Source organism: Ensifer oleiphilus (genome assembly GCF_013371465.1).
Taxonomy (GTDB): Bacteria; Pseudomonadota; Alphaproteobacteria; order Rhizobiales; family Rhizobiaceae; genus Ensifer; species Ensifer oleiphilus.
In genome coordinates, this window is the sequence record NZ_JABWDU010000003.1 from 1,089,581 (window position 1) to 1,103,685 (window position 14,105).

A 14,105-nucleotide genomic window follows, 5' to 3' on the forward strand; every position below is an offset into this window, starting at 1 on the left:
CAAGTGGGAGGAGAAACCATGTCCGAGATCGAACTCAGGAACGTGGGCAAGAGCTACGGCAGTATGTCGGTGCTCGACGATATTTCGCTCGACATGGGCAGCGGCGAATTCGTCGTCCTCGTCGGCCCGTCCGGCTGCGGTAAGTCGACGCTCTTGCGCATGATCGCCGGGCTCGAAGACATCAGCGCCGGCGAGATTACCATCGGCGGCCGCATCGTCAACGACATGCCGGCCAAGGAACGTGACCTTGCTATGGTGTTCCAGAGCTATGCGCTCTATCCGCACATGAAGGTCGCCGACAATATGAGCTTCGCGCTGAAGCTTGCCGGCGTGTCGAAGAGCGAAATCAAGCGTCGTGTCGATGAAGCAGCCGACATCCTCGGGCTGGGACATCTGCTCGAACGGCTACCGCGCGAACTGTCGGGCGGACAGCGCCAGCGCGTGGCGATGGGTCGCGCCATCGTGCGCGATCCGCGCGCCTTCCTCTTCGACGAGCCGCTTTCCAACCTCGACGCCAAGCTTCGGGTGAAGATGCGCGGCGAGATCAAGAAGCTGCATCAGCGCCTTGGCAAGACGACGATCTACGTCACCCACGACCAGACGGAAGCCATGACCATGGCCGACAAGATCGTCGTCCTGAACGGCGGAAAGATCGAGCAGATGGGGCCGCCGCTCGACCTCTATAAAAACCCGCAGAACCTGTTCGTTGCCAGCTTCATCGGCTCGCCCGAAATCAACCTTTTGCGCGGCGAAGTGGACGGTCAGACGCTGCGGCTTGCCGATGGCGCCCGGCTGCCGTTGCCTGAAGGTCATGGGCTCGCTTCGGGGCGCAAGATCGTCTACGGCATCCGCCCGCAGCATATCCACCTTGCCGACAGCGGCATTGCTGCCGAGGTGATGCTGGTCGAGCCGACAGGGGACGCGCAGGAAGTGATGCTTCGGATCGGAGTCACCGACGTCACCATGGTCCTTGGAGAAAGCGCCCTTCTGCAGTCGGGCGCGAAGGTGACAATCGGCTTCGACACGGCCAATGTGTTGCTGTTCGACGAGAAGACGGGCGGGCGCATCCAATGAGCGATTTCGCCAGAAAGCACTGGGATCCCGATGCCGAAGGGCCGCTGGATGGGATCAAGGTGCTTGACCTGTCGCGTCTGGTTGCCGGCAACATGCTGTCGCTGCAGCTGGCCGATTTCGGCGCCGACGTCATCAAGATCGAGCCGCCGGCGGGCGATCCCCTGCGTGAGTGGAAGGACGAAGGCCTGTCGCTGTTCTGGAAGACCTATGGGCGCAACAAGCGCTCGGTGGTCCTCAACCTGCGCGAGGATGCCGATCGCGAGGCGCTCTGGGCGCTGATTGCGACGGCCGACGTCTTCATCGAGAATTTCCGCCCGGGAACGCTGGAGAAGATGGGCTTCGGACCGGACGCGCTTATGGCACGCAATCCAGACCTCGTGGTGGTCCGCGTGTCCGGCTTCGGCCAGACCGGGCCATACGCTGAATTTCCAGGCTTCGGCACCATCGTCGAAGGCATGAGCGGCTACGCTTATCGTACCGGGTTTCCCGATCGCGAGCCGGTGCTGCCTCCACTCGCGCTTGCCGACATGATCGCCGGCGTCTACGGCATGTCGGCGACGATGACGGCGCTGTTTGCGCGCGAGAAGGGCCGGGCGCGCGGACAGGTCATCGACCTGTCGCTGCTGGAGCCGATCTTCTCGGTGCTCGGTCCCGAGGCCGCTATCTACGCGCTCAACGGAACCGTTAAGGAGCGTATCGGCAGCGCCTCGAATACCGCCTGCCCGCGCAACGTTTATCGCTGCGCCGACGGCAAATACGTGGCGCTCTCAGGTTCGACGCCGGCTGTCGCAAGGCGGATCTTCGAGATCATCGGCCGCGCCGACATGAACGACGATCCGCGCTTCCGCTCCAACAGCGAGCGCCTCAAGCACCGCGATCTCGTCGACGAGGCGATCGGCGCCTGGTTTGCCGTCCGCTCCCACGATGAAGCCCTTGCCACCATGCGTGACAGTGGCGCTACGGTCGGGCCGATCTATAACATTGCCGACGCGACCGAGGACGCGCATTTTTCCGAGCGCGAGGTAATCGTATCGCTCGACGATGCAGAGCACGGAACGTTGCCCATGCACAACATCGTGCCGCGCCTGTCCGCAACGCCGGGGCGCTTCCGGCGGCCGGCGCCGGCGCTCGGGGAACACACAGCCGAGGTGCTGGCGGAGATCGGGCTCTCTCCAGCGACGGTCGCTGCGATCACGGATGCCGGTGGGTAAACCCCTGTCGGCATGGAGGGCCGCTGGGTTCTCAGGCAGATCTGACATGGCGTAGACCTGCGGCGCGGGGCATTGCCCGCACCGTCACAGGGGCGTGGACGGCCATGCACCCGGCCGACAGCGCAAGCCTCGGTGAGTTGCCAGCTGCCCTCCGCGTCGGCGTCCGCAGTGTCGCGAGCTTCCGGCCAGTGTCAGCCGAAGAACAACGCGCGCATACGGGCCAGCAGGCCGCTGCGTTCGCCGCTCAGAATCGACCGGACGAGCCCGGCTGCCGTCGCGGCGTTCACCGTTGCACCGAAGTGGCAGTAGCAGATCACGCCGTGAAGCTGCCAGTCGCGCAGCCCGAAGAACCGGAGCGCCTCGCCGTAGGTATCGTCTTGCAGGCCGGCGGCTCGCAGCATCGGGTCGTTGAACGCCACGGAAATTGGCGAGCCGTCGCTGCGCAAGGTATCGCGCACGGCGGCCGACTGGTGCTCGGTTTCATAGAGCGTCGCCAGATGGTGGCTCGGGCTCTGCTCGAGAAGCTCTGCCCAGCGTTCCAGGCGCTCGCTGTGGGACATGTTCAGCGGACGGACGTCCGGTTCGATCTGCGCGAAGACCTGCAATTGCTCGCGTGTATGGTGCTTCATTGTCGCCTCCATTTGGACGATAGATGCGCTGCGCCAACCCTTTTCCCTAGTGTGAGCGTGACTCTTGTCGGACCTGAAGTCCAATCACGATGACGCCTTGTGTGGTCCGCCGTCGAGATGGCGCGACGACGTTGCGTCCACAGGCAACATGCCTATCGTTGGGGCAGGACCCAGATTTTGCCATCTTGTGGGATCACGCCGACTGCCTATTGCAAGGGAGGCATCCATGAAGACGAAGGCGCGCGACCGCGAACTCATCGACGCGATGAGACGATACTTCGTGGCAAAGGCCGAGCTGTCCGCGCTGCGGGCGGCACTCGAACAGGCCAGGCGTGCCACAGATGAAGACATCGGCCGTTTCTACGATCCACGCACCAATGTCGCCCACGCCGATCAGATCCGACGATCCCATGCCCTCAACGCCGAGATGCGATTGCTGATGGATCGAGCCGCAGCCTGGGGGCGCCTAGAGGTTGCTGAGCTGGAGAAGGGGCATGCGCCCGAAGAACCAGAAACCGCGTTGCCGCCAACCGGCGACCCGGCCGGATCGTCTAACGCATAAGTGCGGCGCGGCGGCCGGGCAGCCGATCCGGCTCACACGACCGTCAATGTTCCAACGAAGCGCACCCCGGCGGCGTGGACGATGTGCAGAGGCAGATCAACGCCGGCCGCGCGGGCTTTCATCCGCAATCGCCGAAGTGCGGCATCGAGGCGGCGGCTCTCCGGGTCGGAATGGGTGTGGCCGAGGAGGGTGTCGATGGCACCGCGCGAAACGGTCGCGCCTGCGGCGCTGGCAAGGTGTTCCATCAACATGGCTTCCCGTCCTGAAAGCTGGATCAACACACCAGCCGGCGCGATCAGCCGGCGTTGCTACAGTTCCAGAAGCCAGGTCTGCTGCGTCGTCGCCGAGGGGCCTTTGCTGCTTGCGGCATGTGCTGCGGGTGTTGCAATGGCTCGGATGCGCCGGGCCAGGTTGCCGATGGCGAGCGCCAGTTCCTCGCCATCCACGGGCTTGGTCAGGTAGAGGTCGGCACCATGCTCATATCCGTTTATGCGATCCTCGCGATTGGCGCGCGCGGTCAACATGATCACTCCCATGCGTTTGCCTGAAGAGGCCGCGCGCGCGAGTTCGAAACCGCTGACGTCGGGCAGGTTGACATCAAGGATCGCCTCGTCGAAATCGTTGTGGTTCAGAGCCGTGTAGAAACCGATGCCCGATGCGACATCCGTGACATCGATCGCTTGCAGCCTCAAGTAGTCGGCAATGCCATGCCGCAGATCGTGGTCGTCCTCGACCAGGACGACGCTGATAGCCGCCGCGCGCGGATCCTGCGCGTTTGCGGCTTGTGAAAAAATGGCTTTTGTCGTCATAAGCGTGCGCGTCGTCGAAAAGGGCGTGAGATGATTTGCGGTGGCCGGCGTTCCCCGAAAACAAGGCGAAATGACAGTGACGCCGCGGTCATTCGGCCCATGGCAGAAAGTCGTTTTTCGTCGTTGCATCGCAAATTGGAACCAAGCCTGAAATGGAGCATGCAATAGCTGCCGTCAGAGGACCGAGCGATGTCGGGACGCGATGGCAACCTATGCTTTGCCTCGCGTGAGTTCCCGGTTGAATTCTGCGCGATATTGCGACAAACTCCGTCTCGCAATCGTTTGTCCACACGCTCCCTAAATGACAGGCCGAAAGGCTTACGCACTGCCGTTGGGTCTTCTTATGGCGCAACGGTGCTGATCAATATTGGCGGAACGGCCCAAAGGTACAAATGAAGTTCTTTCTGCAAACCTTTGGCGGCTTGAAGCTCGTTGATTCAGAGGAGCGGCAGGTTGCCTATCCCGAAAAAGGTTTGTTGCTTCTGGCCTATTTGCTGACGACCAGGGAAGGGGCCGAGCATCGCGCCGCGATGGCCTCATTCCTGTGGGGAGACGAGGACAACGCCGTTTCCCTCGTCAACATGCGCAAGATGATTTCACGGATAAAGCTGCGCCAGGACGAACTCGGTGCACATTTCCTCTCCTTTTCCAGCAATATGATTCACGTCGAGCGGTTGGCGGTGTCGTCGGACATGATCTGGGTTGCCGATGTGGATACGGCCGACCCCTTGCACCAGTTGCGCAATCTCACCACGCTGATGCATCGCTCGTTCCTGGGGCCTGTCGGCTGCCAGAGCCGTGACTTCTACGGATGGTTTGCCGAGCAGAAAGACCGCCAGAATACCCTTCTCAAAGCGCTGCTGAGGAGGGTGTCGCGAGCGGCGCGCTCCGACGAAGACGCTGAAATTCTCAAGGATGCCGGCATCCTGTTGATCGGGGCGGAACGCGCCGATCCGGACACTCTCCAGTTGCTTGTCGAAGTCTTCAACGCCGAAGAAGAGGTCGACCAGCTTCGCAGAATTTTGGAGAAGAGGAGCAACGCGCTGGCACGAGGTGCCGACCTGGTCAACGCCACGGTGAACCGGGACACCCGGCAAACAGCAGCAAGTGCACAGGTTCATCCTCCTCTCGTCAGAATATCAGAGCAACGCCCTCATGCCGAAGCTGGCGACATGCGCCGGCACGCGGTACCGCGTTTGGTGCTGTTGCCTCCGAGCGATCATATCGGGCGCCCGGACAGCCGCTTCATCGCAAACGCCTTGATCGAGGACATAACGATCGGTTTTTGCGCGTTCAACAGTCTTCAGGTCATCGCCCACCATTCCGCCGTCCAGATTGGACATCAGCTCGAAGACCAGGCCGATTTCTTTCAACGCCACGCTCTCAATTACATCCTCGACAGCCGGATCAGCAATCAGACGAGCGAAGGAACGTTGTTCGTTCAGCTTGTCTTCTTCCCCGACAATGAGGTCGTGTGGGCAGAACGGTTCAGCCTGAGCCAGCCCGACCTCGTCGCTGCCCGTCGCGCGATCGCGCGTAATATCGCGCTTTCGGTTTCAAGTGAAATCGAACGGCACGAAGCGACACGCCTTTACAGGGAGCTGAACCCGGCGGCGTACCATAGTTATCTCGTGGGAAGACGGCACCTGAACCGGCTCACGCTGCCCGACCTTCGGCGTGCGCGCAAGGAGATGAAGACGGCTCTCCACGCCAGTACCGATTTTGCCCCGGCGCTGAGTTCGATCGCCAGAACCTATTCCAAGGAATGGCTACTGACCGCAAGGGGCGACATCGAGCTGCTGAAAGCCGCCGAGGGGTTTGCGGTGCGCGCAATCGATGCGCGCCGGAACATGGCCGATGGCTACCGCGAGCTTGGCGTCGCCAAGCTCTTGCAGGGCGCATTCGATGAAAGCGCCGAGGCGATGGAACTGGCCGAGACGTTGGGTCCACACTACGCCGATATCATTGCCGATCATGCGGATACGCTCGTCCATTGTTCGCTTCCCAGCAAGGCGTTGCTGAAGATCGAGCGGGCGATCGAGCTCAATCCGTTGAGCCCGGACTCCTATCTCTGGACCGCGGCGGGCGCAAACTACGCGCTGAGCCAATTCGAGACCTCGCTCGACTATATCGGCCGTATGGCCGATCCGAGCCTTGCCGACAGGCTCTCGGCCGCGAACTGGGCAATGTTGGACCAGAAGGACAAGGCGCGTGTCTTTGTTCGCCGGGTGCGCGAAGCCAACCCCAACTTCGATCTGGATACATGGCTTGCGGCTGTTCCGAGCAAGGAGCAATGGCACAGGGACCTCTATCGAGACGGCTTGAAGAAGGCGGGATTTTAAACGGAGCGATCCATGGCGAGAGGGGAAAATGAATGACCAAAGTTGTTGTGATCGGCATCGAAGGTGAAAAGGGACTTTGGGTGGTCGATCTGGACGCTCGCAGTGTCGAGCCTCTTGAAACGCCAAAGTCAGGCGGACTGAAGACGGTTGCGGATCTGCGTGCAACAGGGGTGAGCGTCATCAAGGGTGCTGATGTGGCGCTGGTCGTCAAATCGGCTGCCGCAGCGTCGTCGGGCCACTACGAGGGGTAAGCGCTGGCGTGTGAATGCAGGGCTCGCTCGCTGCCGACCAATTCGGGCGGTGGCGACGGCTGCCTCGGTTTTGTGGTGGCGTCGCCTCTCGATGTCCGCTGCCTGATCTTCGAATGGAGATCGGGGTGGCAGGGAACTTGTCGACCGGGTCGCTACCCTCTCGAGCTACGCCATGGACTTCGAGTAGACCCTCAAGTTCCCAACCTGTTTGTAGTCGCTGGCCTTGTAGTATTCCGCGGCGGCTCCCTGGCTTTGCGACAAGAGCCAGGCACTTGAAAAACCGGCGTCGTGAGCTTCTGCTTCGAGCAGCTTAAGCAGCCGCTTTCCAATGCCTCTGCCTTGATGAGATGGAAGGACGGCGATCTCGGGTATGTAGAGGCCCTTGCCGGAAGCCGATGTGTGCGGGAGGCCGATGGCAAAACCGAGCAATTGTCCGGCCTCAAGGGCTCCGACCCCCATCCAGCCCGGCGTGGTCGACAATTCGCCCATGCGTGATGTCGCCCCCTCCAGCGACCACTTTTCATTCCAAGGCGGCTCTACGTAAGCCTGCACGATGATCGTCGCTGCCTGTGACGCGTGGTCCTCATGTATCCGTTGAAAGATGACCGGCATCCAGGCTCCGCTTCGACTGTATTTCCTCAAATCGGCATTGATCCAAGGTGAGAATTGTAACGCGCTGCTGCGAAGTGTCGGCTATTGAGTATTCCAATCTTCCGAAAATAACAACTCTACGGTATTGTTGGTTGCACTTAAAACGCACTGATTGAAAGCAGGGTGTTGTCAGCGACGGTCGGTCTTGATCTCTCAACTCCAGCAGGGATTGCTGCAACCCGAAGACATCGTGGAGATGGCGATGCATGGCTATGGGCTTCAACAGTCATCTTCCTCGAAGAAATGAATGGTCGGTCTGTCTCATGCTGTGTGCCTCGCATCAGTATCTGCCAGCGAGACGGCGAATGTCTCTGCCTGCGGACAGAGGTGCGAGGCGGGGGGCTGCTGAGGGCGCTCGGGTTTGCGTGGGTTCCACCCCACGACTTCCGAAGGTTGGTCGCGAACACAGGGCTATCGGGACCCCGCTTGGTCGGTTTCAGCAGCGGATGACGTGCCCCACTCGGCATGCACCGAGTCGTCTGCCACCGGACGCAAAAAGGCCGGCAAGAATGCCGGCCTCCGTGGTCTGTTGCTCCAATGGTGCTGACTGAAGAAATCAGGCGGCCTGAAGAGCGGCGTCCGTCTCCGGATCTTCAATCGACTTCCCGGCATTGTACACGGCCTCGTCGAGAATGCCTTCGCGCTTGGCAACGATCGTCGGCACCAGCGCCTGTCCGGCGACGTTGACGGCGGTGCGTCCCATATCGAGGATCGGGTCGATCGCGAGCAGCAGGCCGACGCCCTCAAGCGGAAGCCCGAGCGTCGACAGGGTGAGCGTCAGCATGACGGTGGCGCCGGTCAGGCCGGCGGTCGCCGCCGAGCCGAGCACCGAGACGAAGACGATCAGCACATACTCCTGGATGCCGAGCGGCACCCCAAAAAACTGGGCGATGAAGATCGCCGAGATTGCCGGGTAGATCGCAGCGCACCCGTCCATCTTGGTCGTGGCGCCGAGCGGCACGGCAAAGGCCGCATATTCGCGCGGCACGCCGAGGCTCTTTTCAGTGACCGCTTCGGTGACCGGCAGGGTGCCGACCGAAGACCGCGATACGAAAGCAAGCTGGATGGCCGGCCAGGCGCCGGCGAAGAAGCGCGAGGGCTTCAGGCCATGCGCGATCAAAAGCGCGGGATAGACGACGAATAGCACGATGGCGAGCCCGATGTAGATTGCCGCTGCGTACCAGCCGAGCTGCGCCAGCGTTCCCCAGCCATATTGCGCCACGGCGCGGCCGAGCAGGCCGATCGTGCCGATCGGCGTCAGCCGAATGACCCACCACAGGATCTTGCGGACGATGACGAGCAGCGACTGGTTGAAGGCGAGAAAGGGCTTGGCGGCGTCACCGGCTTTCAGTGCCGCTGCGCCGAACACGATCGAGACGACGAGGATCTGCAGCACGTTGAAGTTCAGCGACGTGCTGGCACTTCCCTCCGTCAGCTTGGTACTTGCCTCCAGGCCCAGGATGTTGGCGGGGACCAGGCCTTTCAGGAAATCGAGCCATGAGCCGGCATAGGACGGGGCCTTGGCAGCTTCCTGCGACACGGCCGAGCCGATGCCGGGCTGGATGATGAGGCCGAGCGCTATCGCAATGACAACGGCGATGAGCGAGGTGATCGCGAACCACAGAAGCGTTTGCCAGACCAGCTTTGCCGCGTTCTGCAGCGTCGCCAGATTGGCGATGGAGGCAACGATCGCGGTAAAGACGAGCGGCGGGACCAGGGCGCGCAGAAGCTGCACGAAGATGCTGCCGATCGTCTGAAGCGTCACGGTCAGCCAGTTGGGGTTGCCGGCCGCGTCGACGCCCATGTTGCGGGCGACAAGGCCAAGCAACAGTCCGATGACCATGGCAGCGAGAACCTGGAAGCCGAACGACAGGAAAAACGGCTTCGGCGGGGATTTGATTGTAGCTTGGGACACGATTTACACTCGATTGATTGATGGAGCGGAGCGTCAGGGAGGCAGCATCCGCAACGAGGGCAAATTAGTCCAGGTTGCAAAGGAGTATAAGCAACCGTTTGGCTCGGGAGCAATCATGGGTGGAATAATTTTCCCGGTCGGCGAAATCGGCTGATGTCGATCGTGGCGCATGTCTGTCTCATAGCAATCCGACATCACTGCCCTATCTGAAGTCCGTGGATTTCACCCGGAGGAGACGGAGCATGCAGATCAATCGCACAGGACAGGCAAAATGGGCTGGCGGCCTCAAGGACGGCAAAGGCCAGATTTCGACGCAGAGTGGCGCGCTCAAGGAGTATCCCTACGGCTTTGCTACGCGTTTCGAAGGCGTACCCGGTACCAACCCGGAGGAGCTTATTGGCGCAGCGCACGCCGGCTGCTTTACCATGGCCTTGTCTTTGATTTTAGGTGAGGCCGGCCTCACGGCCGACAGCATGGAGACCACCGCCAAGGTCACGCTCGAATCCGTCGCCGACGGCTTTGCGATCACCGCGATCCATCTGTCCCTGAAGGGGCGTGTGCCGGGCGCGGATCTGACGAAATTCACCGAGCTCGCCAACAAGGCGAAAGCGGGATGCCCGGTGTCGAAGGCGCTTGGTGCTGTTCCCATCACACTCGACGTCAGCCTGGGATGAGAGACGTCAGCCCGGCGACGATCGGATCGCCCTGGCGTGATCGGGATCAGCCGGGCATGAGCGTGGGAGCGGACGTGAGGCGGCAGCCTATCGCGGATAGATAGGCGCGCCGCGACGACAGCGTCCTGTCGCTCAGCGCCAGCCAAGCGCGGGAGCGACGTGCTTGAGGATCGCTTCAATCACGTGGGCGTTGTAGTCGACGCCGAGCTGGTTGGGGACGGTCAACAGCAGCGTATCGGCTTCCGCCACCGCTTCATCGCCGGCAAGTTGCTTGATCAGCACGTCCGGCTCGGCGGCGTAGGACCTCCCGAAGATAGCCCTCGTGTTTTCGTCGATGAAGCCGATCGTGTCCTGCTCCTTGCCGCTCTGGCCGAAATAGGCGCGATCACGATCATCGACGATCGCAAAGATGCTGCGGCTGACGGAAACCCGGGGCGTGCGGGCGTGGCCCGCTTCCTTCCACGCCTGCCGATAGGCGCGGATCTGTGCGGCTTGCTGCACGTGGAAGGGCTCGCCGGTCTCGTCGTCCTTCAGCGTGGAACTCTGCAGGTTCATGCCGAGCTTTGCCGCCCAGACGGCGGTGGCATTCGAGCTTGAGCCCCACCAGATGCGGTCGCGCAGACCGTCTGAATGGGGCTCGAGCCGCAGCAGGCCCGGCGGGTTCGGGAACATGGGCCGCGGGTTCGGTTGGCCGAAGCCGTTGCCTTTCAGCGCTTCGAGAAACACTTCCGCGTGGCTGCGGCCCATATCCGCATCCGATGTGCCGTCCTGCGGTACGTAGCCGAAATAGCGCCAGCCATCGATCACCTGCTCGGGCGATCCGCGGCTGAGACCGAGCTGCAGGCGAGAACCCGATATCAGGTCCGCGGCACCGGCATCTTCAGCCATGTAGAGCGGGTTTTCATAGCGCATGTCGATGACGGCCGTGCCGATCTCGATGCGCTTCGTGCGTGCGCCGACGGCGGCCAGCAGCGGGAACGGAGAGGCCAACTGCCGGGCGAAATGATGCACGCGGAAATAGGCGCCGTCCGCGCCGAGTTCTTCGGCAGCAACCGCAAGGTCGATCGACTGCAAAAGCGCGTCGCCGGCGGAGCGGGTCTGCGACTGGGAGGATGGGGTCCAATGGCCGAAGGAAAGGAATCCGATTTTCTTCACGATAGCGCCGCCTGGGAATGTGTCATTGTTACTATCTTAGATGGCATAAGACCGGGCCGCGCGACAGTCACTGCAGGCCGAACGCTGTGTTTCCGATCTGCTCACGGACCACCATGTGGCACCAACCTCGGGGAGAAGCCGCAGCCTGACGCCGTGCCTGTCGCGGGCCACGTGGGTGCGCTTTCCGACGGCGCAGCATGGTATATATTGGATCCAGGCAGGTCGCTTGCGCCGATCGCCCTTTAGCCGGAGTTCATGGCGTACGGCGCCCCTTGTAGCAGATCTGACCGTTCCCGGCTCTAAGGGCCAGGCGAGAGGAATGAGGCCCAATGCGCTGGAACAAGTTGTACGCGCTGAAGAGCTACATGCGGTCCTCTCTGTGGGTCGTGCCATTTTTCGCGCTCGTCTTGCAGCAAGCCTTCTTCCGCGCTGTGCTTGTATTCGAACAGTGGACGGAATGGGTGCCGCTGTGGCCCTTGGAGACCGAGGGTACGGTTGCAGCGATGCAGGCGATCATCAGCCTGGCGCTTTCGTTCATCGTCTTCACGTTCGGCTCCCTGCTCGTCGCCATACAGATTGCGAGCGGGCAGCTTACGCCGCGTATCATCGCGACAACCCTGCTGCGCGATAACGTGATCCGTTTCACCGTCGGCCTGTTCATCTTCACCCTGCTTTTTGCCATCGGGGCGATCAGCCGTGTCAGTACGTCGGCTCCGTCTCCCATCATGTGGATCTCGGGGATCCTGGGCGTTCTGTCGTTGGCCGCCTTTCTCTATTTCATCGATTATTCCGCCCGGCTATTGCGTCCCGTCAGCATCATCCATCGCGTGGCCGAGCAGGGCTTTGCCGTTATCGAGGCGGTGTATCCCGGCCGGTTGTCGGATGTTGACGAACAACCACAACCGGACCAGCCGCGAGAGAAGCCGGGAAGCGTCGTGTTGCATGTCGGTTCTTCGGACATCGTTCTTGCTGTCGACGTGAAGGCCCTGACCATTCAAGCGCATCGAGCGGACGGCGTGATCGAGCTTGCTGCGCGCGTCGGCGACTTTGTCTCATACGGGCAACCGCTGTTCCGCTTGTATGGTGGCGCCAAGGAAATACCCGCCAAGGACCTTCGCGCCAGCGTCGTCTTCGGCCGAGAGCGAACCATCGAGCAGGATCCGACCTTCGCCTTCAGGGTTATCGTCGACATCGCCACCAAGGCGCTTTCAAAGGCGATCAACGACCCGACGACAGCGGTGCTCGCCATCGATCAATTGCAGAGACTGCTACGCAGTGTTGGTGCGCGCGAACTGCGCAACGAATACGTCCGTGACGCCCAGGGACGTCTTCGCGTGGTGTTTCCGACGCCGAACTGGGAGGATTTCGTGCAGCTTACGTGTCGGGAAATCCGGATCTATGGAGCGGAAAATCTACAGATCGCAAGGAGGCTGCACGCGATGATCGACGACCTCGAAGCGGTGCTGCCGGAAAGCCGGAAGGGTTCGTTGAGCATAGAACGCAACCTGCTCGACCAGACGATCGACAAAGTCTACCTGTTGCCGGAGGATGCGGCGCTCGCGCACATTGCCGATACGCAGGGGCTGGGAGGCTCCCCTAAAGCATGACTGACGTTCGCGCGTCCGCATCGCCTTCGACCGGGGCATGTTCTCGATGAAATCGTCCAGACCATAAAGGCCGCCAGCCGTTTTTGACCAGGCTTTTGAATGAGCACGTACCGCCGCAAGGCGCACCATCGCCCCACCAGACACTCAGCGCTCGGCATCCATATCCGCCGCCTCGAGGTCATGGCGGAGTGGAAAGCGGTGGCCGCGATGCCCAGCTGATTCAGGTCTCTTCCTGAACTGCCGGCGGTAGCTTGCCGGCGAGATGGAGAAGGCGCGGGTAAAGTGCTGGCGCAGCGAGACGGTGGAGCCGAATCCCGCCATCTCTGCGACCCGTTCGATCGGGCAGGAGCCGGTTTCAAGCAGGCGCTGCGCGGTCGCCAGTCGCTGGTTGAGCAGCCATTGCGTGAACGTCGTACCGGTCGCCTTTCGGAAGTGCCGGGTGAAGCTGCGCAGGCTCATTCCGGCTCGCGCCGCCAGCTTTTCGAGCGACAGTGGCTCGTCCAGATGCGCGATGGCCCAGTTGATCGTCGCGCCGAGCTGCACTTCGCTGACGGCCGCCGGTATTGGCTTCTCGATATATTGGGTCTGGCCGCCATGGCGATGCGGCGCCACGACCAGTCGTCGCGCAATGCGGTTGGCAATTTCCGCTCCATGATCGCGGCGCACGATATGCAGGCAGCAATCCATTGCGGCGGCTGTCCCGGCCGATGTGAGAATGTCGCCATCATCGACGTAGAGCGCATCCTGATCGAGGGCGACCTGCGGGTAATGTCGTTGGAACTCCTCGGCCCAGGCCCAATGGGTGGAGGCCGGGCGCCCGTCAAGCACTCCGGCTTCCCCCAGGACGAAGGTGCCAAGACACAGGCCGACCAGCCGCGCGCCGCGTGCGTGTGCCGCCTTCAGGCTCTGCAACAACGCCTCGGGCGGCCGCTCGTCCGGATCCCGCCAGGCCGGTACGATGACGGTGTCGGCCTCGCCCAGGTGGCTGAGATCATGCGTCACCTCGATGCGGAAGCCGGAGCCGGTGGGAATAGAACCGATGTTCTCGCCGCAGATCAGCAGCCGGTAGCGGGGCACTCCGAGCTTCAGCATTTCGTCGCCGAACACGATGCAGGGCACCGAGAGGTGGAAGGCGCTGATGCCTTCAAAGGCGATGACGGCGATGGTGTGCATCGGTGCTGGTATCCCGTTCCGCGGAGTTGGCCAGAACCTAGCATATATTGTC

General features: G+C 61.9%; 14 protein-coding genes. 7 read left to right on the forward strand and 7 right to left on the reverse strand.

The genetic code is table 11. The annotated features are described in order from the left end of the window. Positions 1–18: 18 nt before the first annotated feature. Together HT585_RS17555 and HT585_RS17560 are read left to right on the forward strand one after the other, a co-directional pair. Positions 19–1,074 carry an ABC transporter ATP-binding protein gene (locus HT585_RS17555; RefSeq protein WP_176354119.1) on the forward strand — a complete coding sequence of 352 codons (1,056 nt, stop codon included), beginning with the start codon at positions 19–21 and terminating at the stop codon, positions 1,072–1,074. Beyond that, positions 1,071–2,285, forward strand: coding sequence for a CaiB/BaiF CoA transferase family protein (locus HT585_RS17560; protein WP_176354120.1), 1,215 nt, complete (start codon positions 1,071–1,073; stop codon positions 2,283–2,285). Before HT585_RS17555 ends, HT585_RS17560 begins: the two co-directional genes overlap by 4 nt. 191 nt (positions 2,286–2,476) lie before the next feature. Here HT585_RS17560 and HT585_RS17565 read toward each other — a convergent pair whose 3' ends face one another. Next, a complete protein-coding gene (locus HT585_RS17565) occupies positions 2,477–2,914 on the reverse strand; it encodes a hypothetical protein (RefSeq protein WP_176354121.1) in 438 nt (145 codons plus the stop codon). Between the two features lie 226 nt (positions 2,915–3,140). Between HT585_RS17565 and HT585_RS17570 the strand changes: the two genes are divergently transcribed. Beyond that, complete coding sequence (locus HT585_RS17570) at positions 3,141–3,476, forward strand: hypothetical protein (RefSeq protein WP_246707721.1); 336 nt, start codon at positions 3,141–3,143, stop codon at positions 3,474–3,476. A gap of 32 nt (positions 3,477–3,508) precedes the next feature. Here the strand turns inward: HT585_RS17570 and HT585_RS17575 are convergent, their stop codons facing one another. Further along, complete coding sequence (locus HT585_RS17575; protein WP_343214017.1) at positions 3,509–3,757, reverse strand: helix-turn-helix domain-containing protein; 249 nt, start codon at positions 3,755–3,757, stop codon at positions 3,509–3,511. A 27-nt stretch (positions 3,758–3,784) separates the two neighbouring features. Then, complete coding sequence (locus tag HT585_RS17580; RefSeq protein ID WP_176354123.1) at positions 3,785–4,285, reverse strand: response regulator transcription factor; 501 nt, start codon at positions 4,283–4,285, stop codon at positions 3,785–3,787. A gap of 392 nt (positions 4,286–4,677) precedes the next feature. Here HT585_RS17580 and HT585_RS17585 point away from each other — a divergent pair, with 392 nt between their 5' ends. Together HT585_RS17585 and HT585_RS17590 are read left to right on the forward strand one after the other, a co-directional pair. Next, positions 4,678–6,627, forward strand: a complete 1,950-nt coding sequence (locus tag HT585_RS17585) for a hypothetical protein (protein WP_176354124.1) — start codon at positions 4,678–4,680, stop codon at positions 6,625–6,627. Positions 6,628–6,659: 32 nt separating this feature from the next. Continuing rightward, positions 6,660–6,878 (forward strand): hypothetical protein, encoded by a 219-nt coding sequence (locus tag HT585_RS17590; RefSeq protein ID WP_173421179.1) that lies wholly within the window; start codon positions 6,660–6,662, stop codon positions 6,876–6,878. Between the two features lie 165 nt (positions 6,879–7,043). On the opposite strand, the gene HT585_RS17595 is transcribed toward HT585_RS17590, so the two are convergent. Together HT585_RS17595 and HT585_RS17600 are read right to left on the reverse strand one after the other, a co-directional pair. Continuing rightward, complete coding sequence (locus tag HT585_RS17595; RefSeq protein WP_176354125.1) at positions 7,044–7,490, reverse strand: GNAT family N-acetyltransferase; 447 nt, start codon at positions 7,488–7,490, stop codon at positions 7,044–7,046. A gap of 595 nt (positions 7,491–8,085) precedes the next feature. Further along, the gene (locus HT585_RS17600) at positions 8,086–9,444 is read right to left on the reverse strand and encodes a cation:dicarboxylate symporter family transporter (RefSeq protein WP_176354126.1); all 1,359 of its coding nucleotides are present in this window, start codon (positions 9,442–9,444) and stop codon (positions 8,086–8,088) included. A 242-nt stretch (positions 9,445–9,686) separates the two neighbouring features. Here HT585_RS17600 and HT585_RS17605 point away from each other — a divergent pair, with 242 nt between their 5' ends. Next, positions 9,687–10,118: an OsmC family protein gene (locus HT585_RS17605; protein ID WP_176354127.1), complete on the forward strand. Its 432-nt coding sequence runs from the start codon at positions 9,687–9,689 to the stop codon at positions 10,116–10,118. Between the two features lie 132 nt (positions 10,119–10,250). Here HT585_RS17605 and HT585_RS17610 read toward each other — a convergent pair whose 3' ends face one another. Next, entirely contained in the window at positions 10,251–11,273 is a 1,023-nt protein-coding gene (locus tag HT585_RS17610) for an LLM class flavin-dependent oxidoreductase (RefSeq protein ID WP_176354128.1), read from the reverse strand. Positions 11,274–11,602: 329 nt separating this feature from the next. Between HT585_RS17610 and HT585_RS17615 the strand changes: the two genes are divergently transcribed. Beyond that, complete coding sequence (locus tag HT585_RS17615; RefSeq protein ID WP_176354129.1) at positions 11,603–12,880, forward strand: DUF2254 domain-containing protein; 1,278 nt, start codon at positions 11,603–11,605, stop codon at positions 12,878–12,880. Between the two features lie 144 nt (positions 12,881–13,024). Here HT585_RS17615 and HT585_RS17620 read toward each other — a convergent pair whose 3' ends face one another. Then, positions 13,025–14,053, reverse strand: coding sequence for a GlxA family transcriptional regulator (locus HT585_RS17620; RefSeq protein ID WP_176354130.1), 1,029 nt, complete (start codon positions 14,051–14,053; stop codon positions 13,025–13,027). Positions 14,054–14,105: the final 52 nt, after the last annotated feature.